The organism is Methanobrevibacter millerae (assembly GCF_001477655.1).
Classification (GTDB): domain Archaea; phylum Methanobacteriota; class Methanobacteria; order Methanobacteriales; family Methanobacteriaceae; genus Methanocatella; species Methanocatella millerae_A.
Map to the genome: position 1 here is coordinate 375,674 of NZ_CP011266.1, position 19,242 is coordinate 394,915.

A 19,242-nucleotide genomic window follows, 5' to 3' on the forward strand; every position below is an offset into this window, starting at 1 on the left:
TTTATTAGTCTGATTTTTAAATATATTCTACTTCATTATTCATTAAAACAACAATTTATTTAACTAATTTTTAATATTATTAATCACTATATATAGTAATCATTTTATCATTGTTGAATGTATATCACATAATATATTGTAGTGATTTACAATGGTTCTATTAATTTTTTCCTTTATTTTTTAGTATATTTATTTTTGTTTCGATTTCATCACAAATTTCATGTGCTATTTTTTTGTAATCAGGGCTTATATAGAATTTTAAAATATCATCGTCATTTCTTAATCCTCTATTAAAATGAAAATCTGTTATTATGAAATCATTTTTATCGTACTCTTCCGCCACCCATTTGTAAAATTCTAATTCTTCTTCGTATTTATTTAAATTGTTTATATTATTGTATCTATTATGGTCTAAACCATTTTCATATTTTTCATAAATCTCATCTGGAAGCGGTAGATTATAATAATGTCTATCTTTTTTCTTATATTGTTTACATAAGTCTAAGAAAAAGTTTATTTCTTCTTTATCTTGAAGTAGTTGTTTTTTAAAATAGTATATTGGACTATCCATTAAGATCACCATTTCTTCTGTTCCCTGTAAAACTTTATTAGAGCTAACCGCATGATACTTGAAGTGTTTAAAGGTAGCATTTGCTGTAGTTCAATCATCCGTACCATATCTTTATCCCGCCTTATAGAAATGCTTTTTTCATACTCTTGTTTCATAATTATCAACTTATATAATTTGTTTGATGATTTACCGTGTCATTTAATCCAGTATATTGTATTTCGGGACATCATTGGGCAAATATCATATATTACATTGTTTTAAATTCTAATATATTTAAAGAGAAAATCATTTTTTATATTACTCAAGTATTTTGAATCTTATTCATTGATTTTCACATTTTTCTATTCTTATTTTCAGAATTTTTTCCAAAAAAAGTTTTTTTTATTTTTAAATCGCCATATATTTATATATCTTTTGATAAAATTTTAACTATATTTTAGGTATTTATATATAAAACGGCTTAAAATGGGGGAAAATTATGAAGAGAAAATTTTTTATAGTAATTTGTCTGGTTGTATTTATTGTTTCTGTTGTTGCTGTATCAGCGACAGAAGATATAAATCAGACAATAATCGATGATACGTTAAGTGTATCAATAGACAATGAATTAAGTGCAAAGGATGCCGGGACTTTCACGGCATTACAGGAAAAGATTAATAATGCTCAGGCGGGTTCAACTATCACTTTAAATAATGATTATTTAAGGGATGATAGTTCTGATCCAAATAGAATAAGAATTGATAAAGCTTTAACCATCAATGGAAATGGACATAAAATAGATGTTGATGGCAGTTATTATGGACAGTCCAGAATTTTCTACATTACTTCCAGTAATGTTGTTTTGAATGATATTGATTTTTTAAACGCTTATGTTATGGGTCATTATAGTGAAGCAGGTTCTTATAATGGTGGAGCTATATATAGTGAAAAAAATTTAGTTTTAAACAATTGTAATTTTATAAACTGTTATATTCAGGATGGATGCGGTGCTGCAGTTTATTCAAGTGCTGATGTTACAATAAACAGATGTACTTTCACTAAAAATTCCGGAAATTCAAATTCGGGTTATACTGCATCAAGTGTAATTTCTGCAAAAAATGTTTTTGCAAATGCTTGTTCATTTTATGATAATGATTATACTATTGCTATTGATTCAGATAATGATTTAACTGTTGAAAATTCAATATTTCGCAATAATACAGGTGCTTTAAATGCATGGGGAAAAGTCAATGTAAAAAAATCTGATTTCATAAATAATGATGCATATCCTAATAATCATGGGGATGGTGGTGCTATTGCAGCTGCAGGTGATGTAAAAGTTGAAGATTCTACCTTTACGGGTAATCATGGAGATTTGGGTGGTGCTATTAGTTTAGGAGGTAATGCAGAAATATATAATTGTAAATTTATAAATAATTCTGCTACTCGAGCTGGTGGTGCAGTCTATTTGGGAAAAGAATCTGAAGTAAGTTTAGTTAATTCAAATTTTACCAAGAATTCTGCCGGAACTGGTGGAGCTATTTTCATCAACGGTAAAAATCATATTTTGCATTCACTGAATTTCATTGAAAATAGTGCTTCCTATGGCGGAGCATTAACTTATGGAGAATGTATTAACACTGTTGTAAATAACTGTAATTTCATTAAAAACTCTGCTAATTCTTATGGTGGTGCTATTTATTTCGATTATGTTTTTAATTATATTGAAAATTGTTATTTTGCAGATAATTACTGTTGGAGTGGGGAAATGATTTCATTTGATGAGTCCCTTGGATTAATATATGAAGAGGGTAATCTGGTCTCTAAAATATCCAATATTAAAATTGAACAAAATCTTTCAAATTTGTATTCTGAAGGAATTTCATTAAAGGATAATATTTTAACCGTTCATGGATATTATAATGGTAATTTCCTTTCAGGAGACATTACTTTAAACATAGCAGGTAAAACATTTAAAAAATCTTTGGACTCAAAAGGTTTAGCTTCATTTGATTTAAATGGATTATCTGGAGGGATTCATGATGCAACGATATCCTGTGTTGGTGGAATAGGAGGTTCTACTTCAGAATTCACTATCCCAATACCAATTGAATCATCAACCAAATTGGATGTTCCGGACGTTACTAAAAATTACGGTGGTTCTGAACGTTTGGAAGTTACTTTAACTGAAGGTGGGTCTCCTGTTGCTAATGCTAATGTTAATATTAACATTAATGGTGTTGACTACACCAGAACGACTGATGCTAATGGTAAGGCTTCTTTGGGTTTAAACCTGAATGCTGGAAGTTATGATGCTACTGTAACTTATAAAGATATTTCAACAAAGGCTAAGGTTGTTATTAATAAATTAACTACTAAAAATACTTTGTCTTATGCCAAGAATTCACACAATAGTGTTACTTTAACTGCTTTGATTGATCCTTCAACTGCTTCTGGTGATGTGGTTTTCACTGTTAACGGCAAGGATTATTCTGCTAAGGTTAATGGTGGTAAGGCTACATATACATTAAATAATTTGGCTGTGGGGTCTTACGAAGCTAAAGCCACCTACAGTGGTGATATTAACCATAAATCATCTTCTTCCACTTCAGTCAAGTTCACAGTTGAGGATGTTAAAATTGAAGTTTCTGCACCTGACTTAACCAAGTACTATAATGGGTCTGAAAGATTTGTTGTTACTGTTAAGGAAGATTATAAAGCAGTTGTCGGTAAGAATGTGACTATTAATCTTAATGGCAGGTCTTATATCAGAACAACTGACAGTGATGGTCAGGCTTCAATGGCAATTAACTTAAACAGTGGAAAATACAAAATAACAACAGAATATGGTGGAATTAAAGTATATTCTACTGTTACTGTAAAAGATACTGTCATTTCAAATGACTTCACTAAAATTTTTAGAAACGACACACAATATTATGCTACATTCGTTGATTCTCAGGGAAATGTGTTGAAAAATACTCCAGTTAGATTAAACATCAATGGGGTCTATTATACAAGAACCACCAGCGATCAGGGTATTGCAAAGATGAACATCAACCTGAACCCAGGAACATATATATTGACAGCAGAAAATCCTGCATCAGGCGAACAGCACACGACAGTAATTACAGTATTGCCGTCCATTGTGGAAAACCATGATTTAACAAAATACTACAGAAATGAGTCAAAATACACTCTCAGAATTCTTGATGGTAACGGAAAACCAGTAAATGCTGGAGTAACAGTCAAACTTAACATTAATGGAGTATTTTACGAAAGAAAAACTAATGCTTCAGGATACATAAACATGAACATCAATTTGATTCCGGGAACTTATATCGTAACTGCTGAATACAATGGTTTGAGGGCATCAAACACAGTTAAAGTATTGCCAATTCTTTCAGCAAAAGATGTTAACATGAAATATCGTGACGGAACCAAGTTTGAAGCAAAACTATTGAATGGTAAAGGAAATCCATTTGCAAATCAAAAAATCACCTTTAACATCAATGGTGTCTTTTACGAAAGAATAACTGATGCAAATGGTATTGCTCGTTTAAACATTAACTTGATGGCCGGTGAATACATCATCACATCAATGTATGAAAATGGTGCAGCATTATCAAACAAAGTAACAATATCAAGTTGAGGACAATATCCTCGACTCTTTTTCTATTTTTTAATTACATTAATGCACAAATAAATCAATACTTAATTTGTTAAATGCATATTTTATTAATCTGTTTTTTAAGTATATTCTACTAGGTTATCTATTAAAACAAAAAGTCATGTTGGATATCTGCAAATATTGATTTTTCTGTCATGATAATATATTAATGATAAGATTTTGTCATTTCATGATTATAATTCATAATATATTGTTTTTCATGACAAATCAATAGATATATTAATATCAGTTTATATGACTTAGAGTCATAATCATCAACCTTAATCATCAACCATTACTATTTTTTTATTTTTTATTAAAACTCTTTAAATCATAAAATAAGTATTTTAAAGACTTTTAAAAAATTAATCATCAACCAAAAAATACTTAATCATCAACCACATATGTTATAATAATTAAGAAAAATAAGTTGATAACATGTTTGAGCCTCAGTTTAAGTATACCGATAAAATTGTAAAGTATATTGCACAAATCGCTTCGGCTAAAGAAATTATTAGCAATGCAAAAATCATCCCCTTATATGACACTAAATTGAAACAGGATGCTCTAATCAAGTCTTCACATTATTCAACATCAATAGAAGGAAATCCCTTAAACTTGGAAGAAGTAAAAACATTAATCAATAACAATCAAAAACCAACAACAAAAGCAGAACAAGATGTATTGAATTATTTCAATGTATTGAACAACTTAAATAAATATTCCGATAAAACAATTACTAAAAACACAATTTTATCTGTACATAAAGACCTCACTAAAGACTTATTAAAAAATCCAGAATATGAAGGTAAATTCAGGGACACTCGTGTATTCATTGGTAATCTACAAACTAAAAAAATAAATTATATTCCTCAGGATCCTTATAAAGTGCCTGGTTTGATAGATGAGTTATTGGATTGGTTAAACAATTCAACAGATGAAATGTATCCGGTCATTATCGCAGGAATTCTTCATTATGAATTAGTACGTATCCACCCATTTGTTGATGGAAACGGACGTACCAGCCGACTTATGGCAACATTAATATTGTCAATCCATAAGTTTAATATTGATAACTACTTCACCTTGGATGAATATTACAATCAAGATAGGCAAGCTTATGTTGATGCACTAAAAAGTGCCGATAAAAACCATGATTTAACAAATTGGTTGGAATATTTCTGTCAAGGTGTGCTATATTCAATAGATAAAGTCAAATCTGAAGTATTGAAGTTGGATCAAATCACATCAAAATATGACAATACTATTGAATTAACCCCAAATGAAATTTCTGTATTGACTCTTCTTGAAGAAAAAAAGCATATTCAAAATAAGGATATTCAAGAGATGTTAAACATTTCCCCTCAGGCCAGTTATAAAATTATTAGAAAATTAAAAAATAAAGAATTAATTAAAAGCACTGGAAAAGGTAGAAATACGGAATATAATTTAAGATAAATTTGTGATTAAAACAGTAATCATCAACCACAATCATCAACCAACACTATTTTTTTATTTTCCATAAAAATGCTTTAAATCATAAAATAAGTAATTTATGGAATTTAAAAAAATTAATCATCAACCAAAAAATATCTTAATCATCAACCAGATTATGAATTCATCATTCTTTTAGTGTTGTCAAATCAATAGTATATTAATATCAGTTTATGTGTGTATCTGTGTTTTATCATCTAGTCGCATTTTGAAAATATTTATTATTAATGAATTTGATATTTTATAGTATAAATTAGTAATAAGGAGGATTTGTTTTGGTTGAAGAAAATGAATTAGATTCTACATATGGAATTTCTGATGAAGAACTTACGGAAAGATTTAAAGCATCTATTAAAATTGATCAAGATATATGTAAAATTAAAGGACTTCCTATTGCTGGTTATGATGATGAAAATAAACGTGCTTATTTAGAGTATCCTGATGGAAGGAGAGTTTATGTCTCAGAAAAATAGGCTTCCGGAAGTTATGGTTTTTGCAGGTCCCAATGGCAGTGGTAAAACCACAATAACCCGTATGGCAAAAACTGCTGGTGTGTATATCAATGCGGATGATATTAAAAAATCAAGTTTATGCAGTGATTTGGAAGCTGCACAAAAAGCTGAAGAACTTAGAGAATTAATGCTTAAAAAAGGTGAAGATTTCACATTTGAAACTGTGCTTTCTACAGATAGAAATCTGAAGTTACTTAAAAAAGCTAAAGAAAAAGGATATTTTCTAAGATGCATTTATGTTCTCACTGATGATTATGAAATAAATATCGCACGAGTAAGAATGAGACAATCCATGGGAGGTCATGGAGTTCCTGAAGATAAGATTAAATCAAGATATGAAAAGGCTCTCAATTTAATTCCCGAATTGATAGAAACTTGTGATATTGTCCATATTTATGACAATACTGTCTCTCCATTTAGAATATTTAAGAAAAGAAAAGATGTGTATTATCACTGGGAAAATAACTATTGGAATTATTCAGATATTGAAAAGCTTACTGGAATAAATAAATATGAAAATTAATTCCTCCACTATTTGTGAGTCTCTATTTTACAATTTTTTTAATATTTCATAGGAAATATAGGATGATATTCATTAAAATGGTAGGTTTATAAATAGTAGTTTATTAAATCAAAGAATTTTTCACAATAATTTTTAATTAGATTAGAAATATACTATAATATTGAAAATGTAAATTTATATGGATGATAAAATGGTTATGGATTTGGCAGATGTTGGAATTGAAGAAGGACAGAAATATGAAGGGATTTACACTACCATGAGCAAGGACGGTGTAAAAAATGCAGCTCCAATAGGAATTGTATGCAAAGGCAAAAATAAACTTGGATGCAGGTTATTTGTCGGTACCAAAACTCTGAAAAACATCATGGAAACAAGGAAATATGTTGTAAATATTACTTTTGATCCTATAAATTTTGTAAAGTCAACCATCGGAAACCTGGATATTGAAGAGTTTACAGATGATGAAAATATTGCAATATTAAAAAATGCAGAAGCATATATCATTTGCGATGTCACAGACATTAGAAAAATGGATCCCATTAAAGACCATGTAACATCAAATGGTGAGGCTTATATCATAAGCAGTGATGTTGTAGAAATCGTCAAAAACAATCCGTGTGCAAAGGCTTTAAACCGAGGAGTTTTTGCGCTTCTTGAATGCCTTACAAACTATACTCGACTTGACCTTGTTAGTAAGCAGCAGCAGGATTATTTCATCGGAAGGTTTAATGAAAACAACCGAATGATTAAGAGGGTTTCAGGACAAGACACGATAAAAGCTATGGAGATTCTTAAAAACAGCATGATAGAAAAGGGTTTTGATGTTAAATAGGCCATGAATTTACCTTTAATTTTAGTTGAGCACAGGGGATAGTGATGAAACCAAAATAACTTTAAAAATAGTTATTCAACAGAATAGACTTAATTAGATGATTGGCTCCAGTCATCACACCTATCATCTATTTTAACTAATTTTTCATGGAATCTACAGTAATATTGGGTGCAAAGGCTAATATCAAATTCCATGTGTTTGCAGTTATAGCATTCTTTTTCATCCATGGTATTTTTCCAAATTTCATCTTTTTTAAATACTGTCTATATATTTTCTCAAAGATATGTTTTTCCCGGTTAAGAATTCAAATGTCTGCTCTTATTTTCTAAATTCGTTATATTTTTATATATTCTTTGATAAATTTTTAAGCAAGAATTGGATATTTTAAACCAAAAATTGTCTTTTAGAATGTGTGTTTTGATTATAACAATTTTTTAAAAATATTTTTTTACAATAAATGGAGAACTGAAACTCATGAAATACAAGAAAATAATGTTCTTGCTGGTACTGGTCATATTCATATTTGGTGCGACCAGTGTCTGGCCAGTGAAGATGATTCAACAATTGAATTGTCACAAGTAGATGCTGATGAGATGATGTCTTTCGAGGAAGGCAAACTAATAGGTCAAACAGGAAATGATGAACTGATAAGTGAAGGAAATAGTGGAACATTTGCTGAGCTGCAAGGCAATATTACTGCGGCAAAACCTGGTTCAACATTTACACTAACTGAGAATTACGAATGGGAAAGCGGTTTTGATATTGAAGGAATCCATATTGACAAATCCATAACAATAGATGGAAACGGATTTAAAATCAACGCAAAAGAAAAATCAAGAATATTCAAAATAACCGCAGACAATGTAATATTGAAAAACATAAGTTTCACAAATGGTAAAACAACCGGAAATGGAAGTGCAGTTTTCTTTGAAAAGTCAGGAATTGTGACAAATTGTAATTTTAGCAATAACTTCAATGATGGTGGTACAGTTTTCTTCGTGGGTAAAGGTGAAGTGACAAATTGTAATTTTACTGGCAATAATGCAACTACTGGTTCTGCAATTTACTTCTGGAATAATCGTGTAACCCATACGGTTTCCAATTCTATTTTTTTAAACAATAGAGCAAATGCAGAAGCTTTAGAAATAATTAAAAATGATAATAATATTACAATTATTTTCACAGGCCAAAATAACCTCTTAAATGCAATTTATTCTCCCGATGATGTTACTTTTACCAATGTGACTTATTGAGGAGCAAATGGAATTACAACTCTCAGTGCTTCTAGGTCTGTATCCAATAAGGAAGAGGGTCAGAACATCACTGTTGGTGTAGTTGTTAATAACGAGCTTGTTTTAAGTGATGTTATGGTCACAGATGAGAATGGTATGATTGTTTTGGATATAATTGCAGGTGAAAATTATTACATAAGCGCTCGCCATAACACAGATTCATACTATACTGAAGCTGAAACAACAATCTCAAACAACACTAAATTCAATGTGAATGTCACTTCCAAGACAACCAATAACAGAACTGTTAACATCACTGCAAAATCCAATATACCACAAGATATTTTGGAAGGTAAATATCAGTTTATATTATCATATGTTTAATAATAAAGTGAGGAGCCATATTTTTCTCTTCTTTTGTTCAGTGATGTTTTCATGCATACTGATTGTTTAGTGATGGGGGAAGTATTTGGATAAATCATGAACAAATATTTATAAATTATCAATTTATATTTTATTTGTTTAGTTATTTTTTTAATATTCTTTGGATTTGTATATTTTTAAGTAGGTAACTATATATATTATTGTGAATAATAATTTAGTAATGTTTTTAGATTTTTTTGAACAAATGGTAAATATTTTTACAATTGTTCGAATCAACTGAAACATTTTTTTTCAAGATAAAATATTTTCAGGAGACTCCTTAAAAATGAAATATTCTAAACTAATGCTAATAATGGTATTTGCTATTTTTATATGCACGGTGTCTGCGACGTGTGCTGCAGATGCAAACGAAACAACAATAGCAACCCAAGAAGATAATCAAATGGAATTAACATTAACTGACGATGAAATACAAACAAATGAAAATGACAATATGCTGACACAAACAGAGGATGCTGAAATACTCACCAGTGGTGAAGGATCATATTCTGACTTACGTAATGATATAAATTCTGGTGGAAACTTAACAAAAAGCCATTATCGTTATAATGCTGGCGATGGTGACACAATTGAAATTAACACTCCGGGTGTTATCAATGGTAACGGCGCAGTCATTGACATGGCAGGATCAAACATCCGTACATTTTATGTAAGTGCTTCAGGTGTAACAATTAAAAACTTAACCATTAAAAATGCAAACTATGACGATAATGGAGGAGCAATTTACTTTACTAGTTCAGCTACTTCAGGTACTGTGTCAAATTGTAATTTTACTAACAACACTGCTACTGTAAATGGTGGTGCAGTTTACTTCAATAGCAATGGTGAAGTGACAAATTGTAATTTTACTGATAACACTGCTTCTGAAGAGGGTGGTGCTGTCTGGATGTCTTCTGGTACTGTGTCAAATTGTAATTTTACTGGCAACACTGCAACTAGATATGGTGGAGCAATTTACTTCCAAGGTGAGAAATATACTGCTACTGTTGAAGATTGTAATTTTAAAGGTAACTCTGCACCTAGCGGAGGGGCAATTTACTTTTCAGGGAGTTATGATACTGCCACTGTGACAAATTGTAATTTTATTAACAACTCTGCTAGATATGGTGGGGCTATTGAACTTAATGGAACTGGTACTGTGTCAAATTGTAATTTTACTGGCAACAATGCAAACTTTGGTGGTGCTGTCTGGATGTATTCTGGTAGTGTTGAAAATTGTAATTTCACTGGCAACAATGCATATTATGGAGGGGCAGTTTACTTCGATAGTACTGGTAATGTGTCAAATTGTAATTTTACTGGCAACACTGCAACTGATTATGGTGGTGCAGTTTACTTCGCGGATACTGGTGAAGTGTCAAATTGTAATTTTACTGGCAGCACTGTTTCTGTAGATGGTGGTGCAGTTTACTTCGAGAGTACTGGTAATGTGTCAAATTGTAATTTTGCTGGCAACAATGCTTCTATAGATGGTGGTACTGTTTTCTTCGAGAGTACTGGTAATGTGTCAAATTGTAATTTTACTGGCAACACTGCATATTATGATGGTGGTGCAGTTTACTTCGAGAGTACTGGTAATGTGTCAAATTGTAATTTTAATAACAACAAGGCAACTGGTGATTACGGTGTTGGTGGTGGTGCTATAAGGATGTCCTCTGGTACTGTGACAAATTGTAATTTTACTGACAACTCTGCTACTGTAAATGGTGGTGCAGTTTACTTCGTGGATTCTGGTACTGTGTTAAATTGTAATTTCACAGGCAATAATGCAACTGAAAATGGTGGTGCAATATTTGCAGGTGATATAAATATATTGAATTCAACATTCAGTAATAATAATGCTATCGAATCTGGTGGTGCAGTATATGTTGAGAATGCTATTTCAAATTCTGAAATTAATTCTGTATTCACTAACAACAGTGCGTTTAATGGTGGTGCAATATACTTTAATGGTGAGGTTAATAATGTCACAATTAATGGTGATTTCACAGGCAATAATGCTGAAAGGGCAGGCGGTGCAATATATGTCCATGGACAATCAATGGATAATGATTTTTCCGCTGAATTTTATGAAAATAATGCAAGTGAAGCCAGTGGCGGAGCAATGTTTTTCTATAGTTTAGCTGAAAACAATAGTTTTGAAGGTGTTTTCACGAATAATTATGCACTTTATGGTGGAGGAATCTTTTTTTACAAAAAGGCAAACTATAATAAATTTAACTCTAACTTCACTTCCAATGTTGCTAAATCTTGTGGTGGAGCAATGTTTTTCTACAACACTACAGATAATAATAACTTTACCGGTTATTTCATTAACAATAGTGCTTTAGGTGAAGTTGATGAAACAAATGGTAATGGTGGAGCAATAACATTTAAAAACGTCTCAACAAATAGCATATTCACATGTGATTTTATAAACAATACTGCTGTTAAATATGGTGGTGCTGTAAACTATAGGGAAACTGCCCATAATATTACATTCAACAGCAATTTCATCAGTAATAATGCTTCTACGGGCGGAGGAGTTAATTTCTTTAAAAGCTTTGAAAATGTAATATTCAATGGAGAATTTATTGCAAATTCAGCAGTCAGCGGTGGTGCAATAGCTGCCGGCGAGGGTATTATTGAAGATGTTTCATTTAAGGACAATCATGCTGAAGAAGGCGGTGCTGTTTACTTTAGCGATATTGGTACTGTGGTAAACTGTAATTTTGATGATAATAATGCAACCAGAGGTGGTGCAATTTATTTTTCCTTGAGTTCTGCTGGTGATGTGATAAATTGTACTTTTACTAACAACACTGCTTCCAGTGATGGTGGTGCAGTTTACTTCTTTGGTAAGGGTAATGTAACAGATTGTACTTTTACTAACAACAATGCTTCCAGTAATGGTGGTGCTATTAGTATAGGTTTTGGTAGTCTAACAAATTGTAATTTCACTGATAACCAAGCAAGATTGGGTGGTGCAGTTCACTTACTGAATAATGCTGAAGTAACAAATTGTAATTTTGCTGATAACCAAGCAACTGGTGAGTACAGTTCTGGTGGAGCAATTTACTTCGGGGGTAATGCTAATGTAACAAACTGTAATTTTGATGGCAATAATGCAACTGTTGGATCAGCAATTTATTTCTTCGGTAGTTCATACTCTAAAACTATTTCCAATTCTAGTTTCTTAAACAATAAAGCTAATGTGGATGATACTGCTCCTTTCAATGTAACCATAAGCGAAGACAATATCGAAATCGTTTTTATGGGTAGGGATAATCTTTTAAATGCGATTTATTCTCCGGATATCGTTAATTTTAGCAATGTGGCCTATTGGGGTGCAAACGGAATTGCAAATACTGACAGTTCTAATATCACAAGATCCAATAGGGAAGCAGGTCAAAACATTACTATTGTGGGTATTGTTGATGGCAATATTATAAATGTGGCTGAAGTCACTGATGAAAACGGTACGATTGTTTTGGATGGTGCTGCTGATTATTTCATTGTTGTTCGCCACGATGAGGATTCATACTACACTGCGGCGGAAAATATGTTCACAAACATGGATTTATATGCAAATGTTACTTCTCTTGCAACAAATAACAGGACAGTAAACATTACTGCGGAATCAAATATTCCAAATGAAGTTGTAGGTGGGGAATTATTATTCATATTGCCTGACGGCACTGAAATCAATGCAACTTATGGTGATAATGGAACCTGGTGGGCAGAATATACATTTGATGAATATGGTGAGTATAATGTCAGCGCATCCCATAGCAAATTGGATAATCTGACAGTCAGCAATGGAACAATTAATATTACTAAAGCTGATTCCATAATAATTCTGGATGATATTGTCTTGAATTATGGAGAATCCATCAATGTCACTATAGAGACTGAAGGGGCTACAGCTATCACTGCTAAAATCGATGAAAATGATGTGGATGTAATTGATAACTTCACTATTCCTGTTTATGATTTGAATGTGGGAAATTACACTTTAACCGTAACAACAATAGCTGACGGCGATCATAATTCTGTTAATAAAACTGTTCAAATAACTGTAAACAGGGCACCTACGGAAATTATCCTAACCAATGAAACACTTGATTTGATAGAGGGTTATAATTCAAGCATTTCTGCTGATTTGATTCCGGCCGATGCAGGAAATGTAACTTTCACTTCAAGTAATTCTTCTGTTGTAACTGTTGATGAGGAAGGTAATGTCAATGCTGTCGGTGTTGGTAGTGCCACAATTACAGTCTCTTTTGCTGGTAATGATAACTATGCTGCAGCTGAAAACAAAACTGTTGCAGTAACAGTTAATGAGGACATTGTCATATCCGCTCCGGATGTAAGCAAATACTACAACGGCGCTGAAAGGTTTGTAGTCATTGTCACTGATTCCAAGAATAATCCTCTGGCTAACAGGTCAGTGGTCATAGGTGTTAATGGTGTTAACTATACCAGAACAACTAATGATAATGGTACTGCAAGCATTGCCATCTCTTTAGTCAGCGGACAATATAACGTAACTGCTGCTGTTGGCAATAATACAGTCTATTCAACTATCACGGTCTTGCCTACAGTCAATGCAACTGATCTTGTTAAAGTGTTCAGGAACGGAACTCAGTTCTATGCAACATTTAAAGACTCTCAAGGCAATTATCTTCCTGACGGAACAATGGTGAGATTCAACATCAATGGTGTGATGTATGACCGTAAAGTCTCTGGTGATGAAGGCCTTGCAAAATTAAACATTAATTTAGAATCTGGACATTATATTATTACCTCAATGAATCCGATAACCGGTGAAAATGCCGCAAACAATGTAACTGTCATTTCAAGACTCATAGAAAACAATGACTTGGTCAAATACTACAGAAATGATTCACAATACACTGTAAAAGTGATTGGTGATGACGGCAATGCAGTTGGTGCAGGCGAAACTGTAATATTCAACATTAATGGCGTATTTTATAGCCGTACTACCAATGAATCAGGAATTGCTAAACTAAACATTAATTTACCTCCTGGAGATTATGTAATCACTGCTGAATACAAAAATTGCAGAGTATCCAACAACATTAAAGTATTGCCTATTTTGTCTGCAAGTGACTTAACTAAACAGTACGGCACTTCAGATCAGTTCGTCGCAACACTCCTCGACGGTCAGGGAAAACCATATGTTGAACAAAGAGTTCAATTCAATGTGAATGGTGTTTTATACAATAGGGTAACTGATTCTTCAGGTCAGGCTAAGTTAAGCATTAACCTGCCGATAGGTCAATATATTATAACTTCAAGTTATAATGGTTCAAATATAGCAAATAATATAGTTATAACTGCATAGTGTGAATATTCATTCACACTTTTCTTTTTTTTTAATCGGCATGTTTTTTTCTGTACTGTTTCATTAAACAAATTAATTTCTATTAAAATATGTGGATATATGTTTTTCAAGTATATGCTGTAAAAACCGATTTTTGTGTAAATTTTAGAATACTTTATCTATAGTTCACGACACTAAAAATTATAAAAATTCATAGGAACTTCCAGAGCCAATTTTTCCAATAACTTTCATTATTAATTACTTGTTTAAATTCATTTTCAAAGATAAATTTTAGTTGTTCTATGCTAGTTATAAATTTTCTTGAAATTTTAGCTTTTATTGTTCTCCAAACTTGTTCTATTGGATTATATTTTGGAGAATATGGTGGTAAATGGATTAAATCCATGTTTAAAATAAAATGGCTTGAAACATTTATAAAAGAAGTTTGCTAACTATCTATAAAATGTTAAAAAAGAAAAATTAAGAGGATATGATAAATCCTCTTATGCAGATATGGTTATTTTGTTGGAAATTGCTGCATTTTCATATTGTGAAGTAATTATGTATTCTCCAGCCATTAAATTAATATTTAATGCTGCAACACCTTCATCGTTGGTGGTACGATAATAGAATACTCCATTAACGTTGAATTGAATTTTAGCTCCGCTTAATGCTTTACCTTGACCATCAACTAATGTTGCTTTGAACTGGGAACCGTCCTTATATTGCATAGTTAAATCTTCTGCAGTCAATACTGGTAAAACAGTAATCTTGTATGACATTTGAAGACCGGTTAAAGGATCAGTTGCGGTTAATACATATTCTCCAGGGATTAAGTTGATGTTTAATTTTGCAGTACCGTTTTCATTGGTTGTACGGTTGTAGAATACTCCGTTGATGTTCATTGTAATTGCAGTGTTAGGAACTGCATTTCCTTCACTATCAAACAATGAAATGTAGAATTGTGATTCGTTTCTGAAGTATTTAACAAGATTGTCCGCAATTAATGTAGGTAAAACAGTAATGTTGTATGACATTTGAAGACCGGTTAAAGGATCAGTTGCGGTTAATACATATTCTCCAGGGATTAAGTTGATGTTTAATTTTGCAGTACCGTTTTCATTGGTTGTACGGTTGTAGAATACTCCGTTGATGTTCATTGTAATTGGAGTATTTGGGACATAATTTCCTGATTTGTTAATCAATGAAATGTAGAATTGTGATTGGTTTTTAAATGTCTTAACGAGATTGTCAGCTATTAATGTAGGTAATACTTCAATAGTATTTAATGCAGTAATGTTACCGTATGTTGTTTTTATTGAGTATTTTCCTGGATTCAAGTTAATGTTTATGCCTGCAACGCCGCTTGCATTGCTGGTACGGGTGTAGTTTTGGTTATTGATTTCAAATATCACTGTCTGATTTGCAGCATCAATCACTGCATAGAATTGTGATTCGTTTTTATAGATTTTAACTAAATCTTCAGTTTGTAATGTTGCATCTGAATTTTTAGTAAAGACTTTTAGTGATACGGTCATCTTGTCAGAAGCTAAGTCTTTCCAAGTATCATTAACTAATATGTAAGTAGTGTTTTCTTGGTAATGTTGTCTTGAATCTTCTAATAGGTATGTACTGTCTTTTTTCATTAGAGCGGTGAAGTTATCTCCTTCTTTTACTTGAATTCCTTTTGTTAATTTAACGGTATGGAAACCATTAAATGGTGAAGTACCGTTTTGTGTGTGCATTAATTCATTATTAACATAAATTTCAAGAGTATAATCTTCGTTTGAATCAAAATATGTTCCAACTGCGCTTATGGTATCGTTTCCTTCGGATTCATAAGTCACTTTATATTCTTTAAAAATATATCTGGATAAGTCTCCCCCTAAATCTGTCTGATAATTTTTGGTGTAGTTTTCAGTATTGTTAATGATAAATCCAATAGCAAATGTTGTATTTAATAAACTGGTATCATAATATGATATGTAGTAGTATCCGTCTATTCCGGAGTCTGCACCCCAACTGTTTTTAATGATGAATGCTCCATCTCCGGCAGGTTTCATTGCGAAGTTGCTTGCAGAATAGTTATCATCCCAACCAACAAGTGAAATAGCATGATTTGTTCTTGACATATTGTTTTGGTAATATGCTGAAGTGTTTTTGTTGAAATATGGTGCATCATCGTATGCATAGTATCCTGTTGTAACAGATCCGCATTCAATTATCGCTCTTTTAAGTGCATCATTGTCTGTTGCATTTTTACGTGAAGGGACAAAGAGGGCATCCTGGATATGGATATTTAATCCAGTGTCTATTAATGGGGATATTTTACCTAATTCATCATAGGCATCTGCTTCTGTAGGAAGTACTCCCATCCAGCTTATGATATAAACTAATCCTTGTTCCCTATTCCCTCCTTCTGTAGAACCTTTTACTCCATATTTTGAATATTGCAACATGCTGTTTTGCATGTTGTTTTCTGAGAAATCATATTCTATTCCTGTTGCTTTTTTCAATGCAGCTTCCAGTGCTCCACATGTACCGAAAGTCCAACAGGAACCCATATCGCCCTGATTTTTAACAGAACTTGTCCAGTTATAGTCACGTGCATCAAATTTAACTGGTAAATCTTTTATGGTGATATTGCTGCCGTTAAGTTCTATTTTTGCACCAGTTTCATCTACAAGGGTAATATAATCAGTATTATTTAAGTTTATTGTGTCTTCTCCATCATTATCTTTTATTTCATAGTCTCCTGCAAATACAGCATATATCGCTTCACCATTATTTTCAAATATGTTGGACACAACTTCAAAGTTGCTGTCATAAATATAAATTGCATTTTTGGTGTTGTTCATAAATTTGTTATTTTCAAAGATGGATTTTTGAGAATAATCAAGATATATTCCTCCACCATTTCCGTAATCTGGTCTATTAATTTTATTTCCAGCAATTAGGCTATTATCAATACCAAATCTTGCATTTGATGTATAAATTGCTCCACCACCATAGTATGCAGTGTTTTCTATGATTGTTGAATTTTCTATAATTAAAATACCACCTAAATTACAGATTGCTCCTCCATAATCTCCGCTTGCATTCATGACTGATACATTAGTTAATGTTAATCCAAATGATGCATTTTCAGAATTGTCGCTTGAGAAATCGCCAAATATTGCTCCACCATTCTTTTTAGCATGGGTGTTGATAAAGATGGTGTCTTCAATTTCCACGGATTTTTCTCCTTTAAATGCAACTGCTCCTGCAGTGAATTCTGCAGATAAGTTTGAAAATACAGAGTCTTTAATTTTTGTTTTCCCACTACTGTATACTGCTGTCGCATATTTTGATGTTGCATTTACAAAAGCACAATCATTGATTGTAAGTGTACCTGTAGCATAAACCATTGAAAATTTTAAATTGGTTGTATTTGCAAATAGTGAATTTTCAATTTCCAAATTTCCACTTTCTGAATATACAACTCCTTTTTCTGCATGATTGTCAGTAAAGTTACTATTTTCGATGATTAAATTTGTACCTGCTATTGCAGCACCAAATTCTGCAGTGTTGCCCGTAAATGTAACGTTTTCAAAGTTTGTTAAATTGTTGCTTAAAATAGCTCCACCTATTTTATTATTTCCGTTAATCAAATTAAGATTTTTCAGGGTAACATTGGAACCTATAATTGAAAATATTCTGCTTTGGTTTGAACCGTCAATAGTGTGGCCGTTACCGTTTACAACAAAATTATTTTCTTCAATAACTATTCCATTTTTCAATTCGCTGTCCGTCGTATTGTCATATACATAGTCTTGAGTTAGTTCAATGCTACCAGTACTTGTAGTTATATCTGTCTGTAATGATGTGAAGTTTCCATCATCAGCAGAAACTGCACTGATAGATATGAAAAGAACTAACAATATTAAAAAATATTTTATTTTTTTCAATTTATTTCCTCCTTAATTATAATATTATATAATATGTTGTTAAAATAGTTTTACATATTTTGATAAAATTTATTCGATAATTTCAGTTTCAAAAAAATAGTATACTGGAAAGACAATTAGTTAACTAGTTAACAAAATATTTAAAGTGTTAATAACATATCTATATATGATATTCTTAACCGGATATGGGGGAGTTATTATTAAGTTTGAAAAAGTTGTTGAATCCCATACTTATGACAGATTTGGTGAAATATTATATATTCTTCATAAAAACAATAGAAAATACTTGAATGATTCACTTGCTGAACATGACTTAAACCTGCTTCAGGCAATGTGTATGCTGATTCTTTTGGGAAAGGAAACCTGCACTCAAAAGGAATTGACTGAATTTTTATTTTTAACGAAAAGCGGCGTTACAAAAGCCATTACCAAATTGGAAAAGGATGGATATATATCCAAGGAAAAATCCCCTAGTGACAGCCGCCAATATGTATTGAGATTAACTAAAAAAGGAATGGAAATGATTCCTACTCTTATAGAAATAAATAATCGATGGGAAGAAGAAGTCGGTCTAAATGATTTGGATGATGAATTTTTTGAAAAACTAAAAACTCTGGCTTACAATGCCATTGAATTGAATGAAAAAAATCAATAGTTTTCAGGAGAACTCTCCTTTAAATCTTTTTTTTAAATTAAAAAATAAAAAAGGATA

Annotated in this window: 13 protein-coding genes; 9 read left to right on the forward strand and 4 right to left on the reverse strand. The window is 31.7% G+C overall.

What is annotated here, in order from left to right; all coding sequences use genetic code 11:
• Window positions 1–160: 160 nt before the first annotated feature.
• Window positions 161–571, reverse strand: a complete 411-nt coding sequence (locus tag SM9_RS01325) for a hypothetical protein (RefSeq protein ID WP_058738424.1) — start codon at window positions 569–571, stop codon at window positions 161–163.
• A 478-nt stretch (window positions 572–1,049) separates the two neighbouring features.
• On the opposite strand from SM9_RS01325, the gene SM9_RS01330 reads away from it, so the two are divergent.
• The 5 genes from SM9_RS01330 to SM9_RS01350 all read left to right on the forward strand — a co-directional run bounded on the left by SM9_RS01330 (window position 1,050) and on the right by SM9_RS01350 (window position 7,581).
• Window positions 1,050–4,202, forward strand: coding sequence for an Ig-like domain repeat protein (locus tag SM9_RS01330; protein ID WP_058738425.1), 3,153 nt, complete (start codon window positions 1,050–1,052; stop codon window positions 4,200–4,202).
• A 456-nt stretch (window positions 4,203–4,658) separates the two neighbouring features.
• Entirely contained in the window at window positions 4,659–5,678 is a 1,020-nt protein-coding gene (locus SM9_RS01335; RefSeq protein ID WP_058738426.1) for a Fic family protein, read from the forward strand.
• Window positions 5,679–5,989: 311 nt separating this feature from the next.
• Window positions 5,990–6,187, forward strand: coding sequence for a hypothetical protein (locus tag SM9_RS01340; protein WP_058738427.1), 198 nt, complete (start codon window positions 5,990–5,992; stop codon window positions 6,185–6,187).
• On the forward strand, window positions 6,171–6,749 hold the full coding sequence (locus tag SM9_RS01345; protein WP_058738428.1) for a zeta toxin family protein: 579 nt from the start codon (window positions 6,171–6,173) through the stop codon (window positions 6,747–6,749). Before SM9_RS01340 ends, SM9_RS01345 begins: the two co-directional genes overlap by 17 nt.
• A gap of 178 nt (window positions 6,750–6,927) precedes the next feature.
• A complete protein-coding gene (locus tag SM9_RS01350) occupies window positions 6,928–7,581 on the forward strand; it encodes a DUF447 domain-containing protein (RefSeq protein WP_232299146.1) in 654 nt (217 codons plus the stop codon).
• Window positions 7,582–7,670: 89 nt separating this feature from the next.
• Here SM9_RS01350 and SM9_RS12255 read toward each other — a convergent pair whose 3' ends face one another.
• Window positions 7,671–7,808 (reverse strand): hypothetical protein, encoded by a 138-nt coding sequence (locus tag SM9_RS12255; protein ID WP_232299147.1) that lies wholly within the window; start codon window positions 7,806–7,808, stop codon window positions 7,671–7,673.
• Between the two features lie 183 nt (window positions 7,809–7,991).
• Here SM9_RS12255 and SM9_RS01355 point away from each other — a divergent pair, with 183 nt between their 5' ends.
• From SM9_RS01355 to SM9_RS01365, 3 genes are all read left to right on the forward strand, one after another.
• Window positions 7,992–8,834 (forward strand): right-handed parallel beta-helix repeat-containing protein, encoded by an 843-nt coding sequence (locus SM9_RS01355; RefSeq protein WP_058738429.1) that lies wholly within the window; start codon window positions 7,992–7,994, stop codon window positions 8,832–8,834.
• 114 nt (window positions 8,835–8,948) lie between these two features.
• A complete protein-coding gene (locus SM9_RS01360) occupies window positions 8,949–9,197 on the forward strand; it encodes a hypothetical protein (protein ID WP_058738430.1) in 249 nt (82 codons plus the stop codon).
• A 379-nt stretch (window positions 9,198–9,576) separates the two neighbouring features.
• Window positions 9,577–14,604: a beta strand repeat-containing protein gene (locus SM9_RS01365; protein WP_198144404.1), complete on the forward strand. Its 5,028-nt coding sequence runs from the start codon at window positions 9,577–9,579 to the stop codon at window positions 14,602–14,604.
• 190 nt (window positions 14,605–14,794) lie between these two features.
• On the opposite strand, the gene SM9_RS12560 is transcribed toward SM9_RS01365, so the two are convergent.
• Window positions 14,795–14,989, reverse strand: a complete 195-nt coding sequence (locus tag SM9_RS12560; protein WP_083495797.1) for a transposase — start codon at window positions 14,987–14,989, stop codon at window positions 14,795–14,797.
• A gap of 97 nt (window positions 14,990–15,086) precedes the next feature.
• Window positions 15,087–18,530 (reverse strand): C1 family peptidase, encoded by a 3,444-nt coding sequence (locus SM9_RS01370; RefSeq protein ID WP_058738432.1) that lies wholly within the window; start codon window positions 18,528–18,530, stop codon window positions 15,087–15,089.
• A gap of 166 nt (window positions 18,531–18,696) precedes the next feature.
• On the opposite strand from SM9_RS01370, the gene SM9_RS01375 reads away from it, so the two are divergent.
• Complete coding sequence (locus SM9_RS01375) at window positions 18,697–19,185, forward strand: MarR family winged helix-turn-helix transcriptional regulator (protein WP_058738433.1); 489 nt, start codon at window positions 18,697–18,699, stop codon at window positions 19,183–19,185.
• Window positions 19,186–19,242 lie beyond the last annotated feature (57 nt).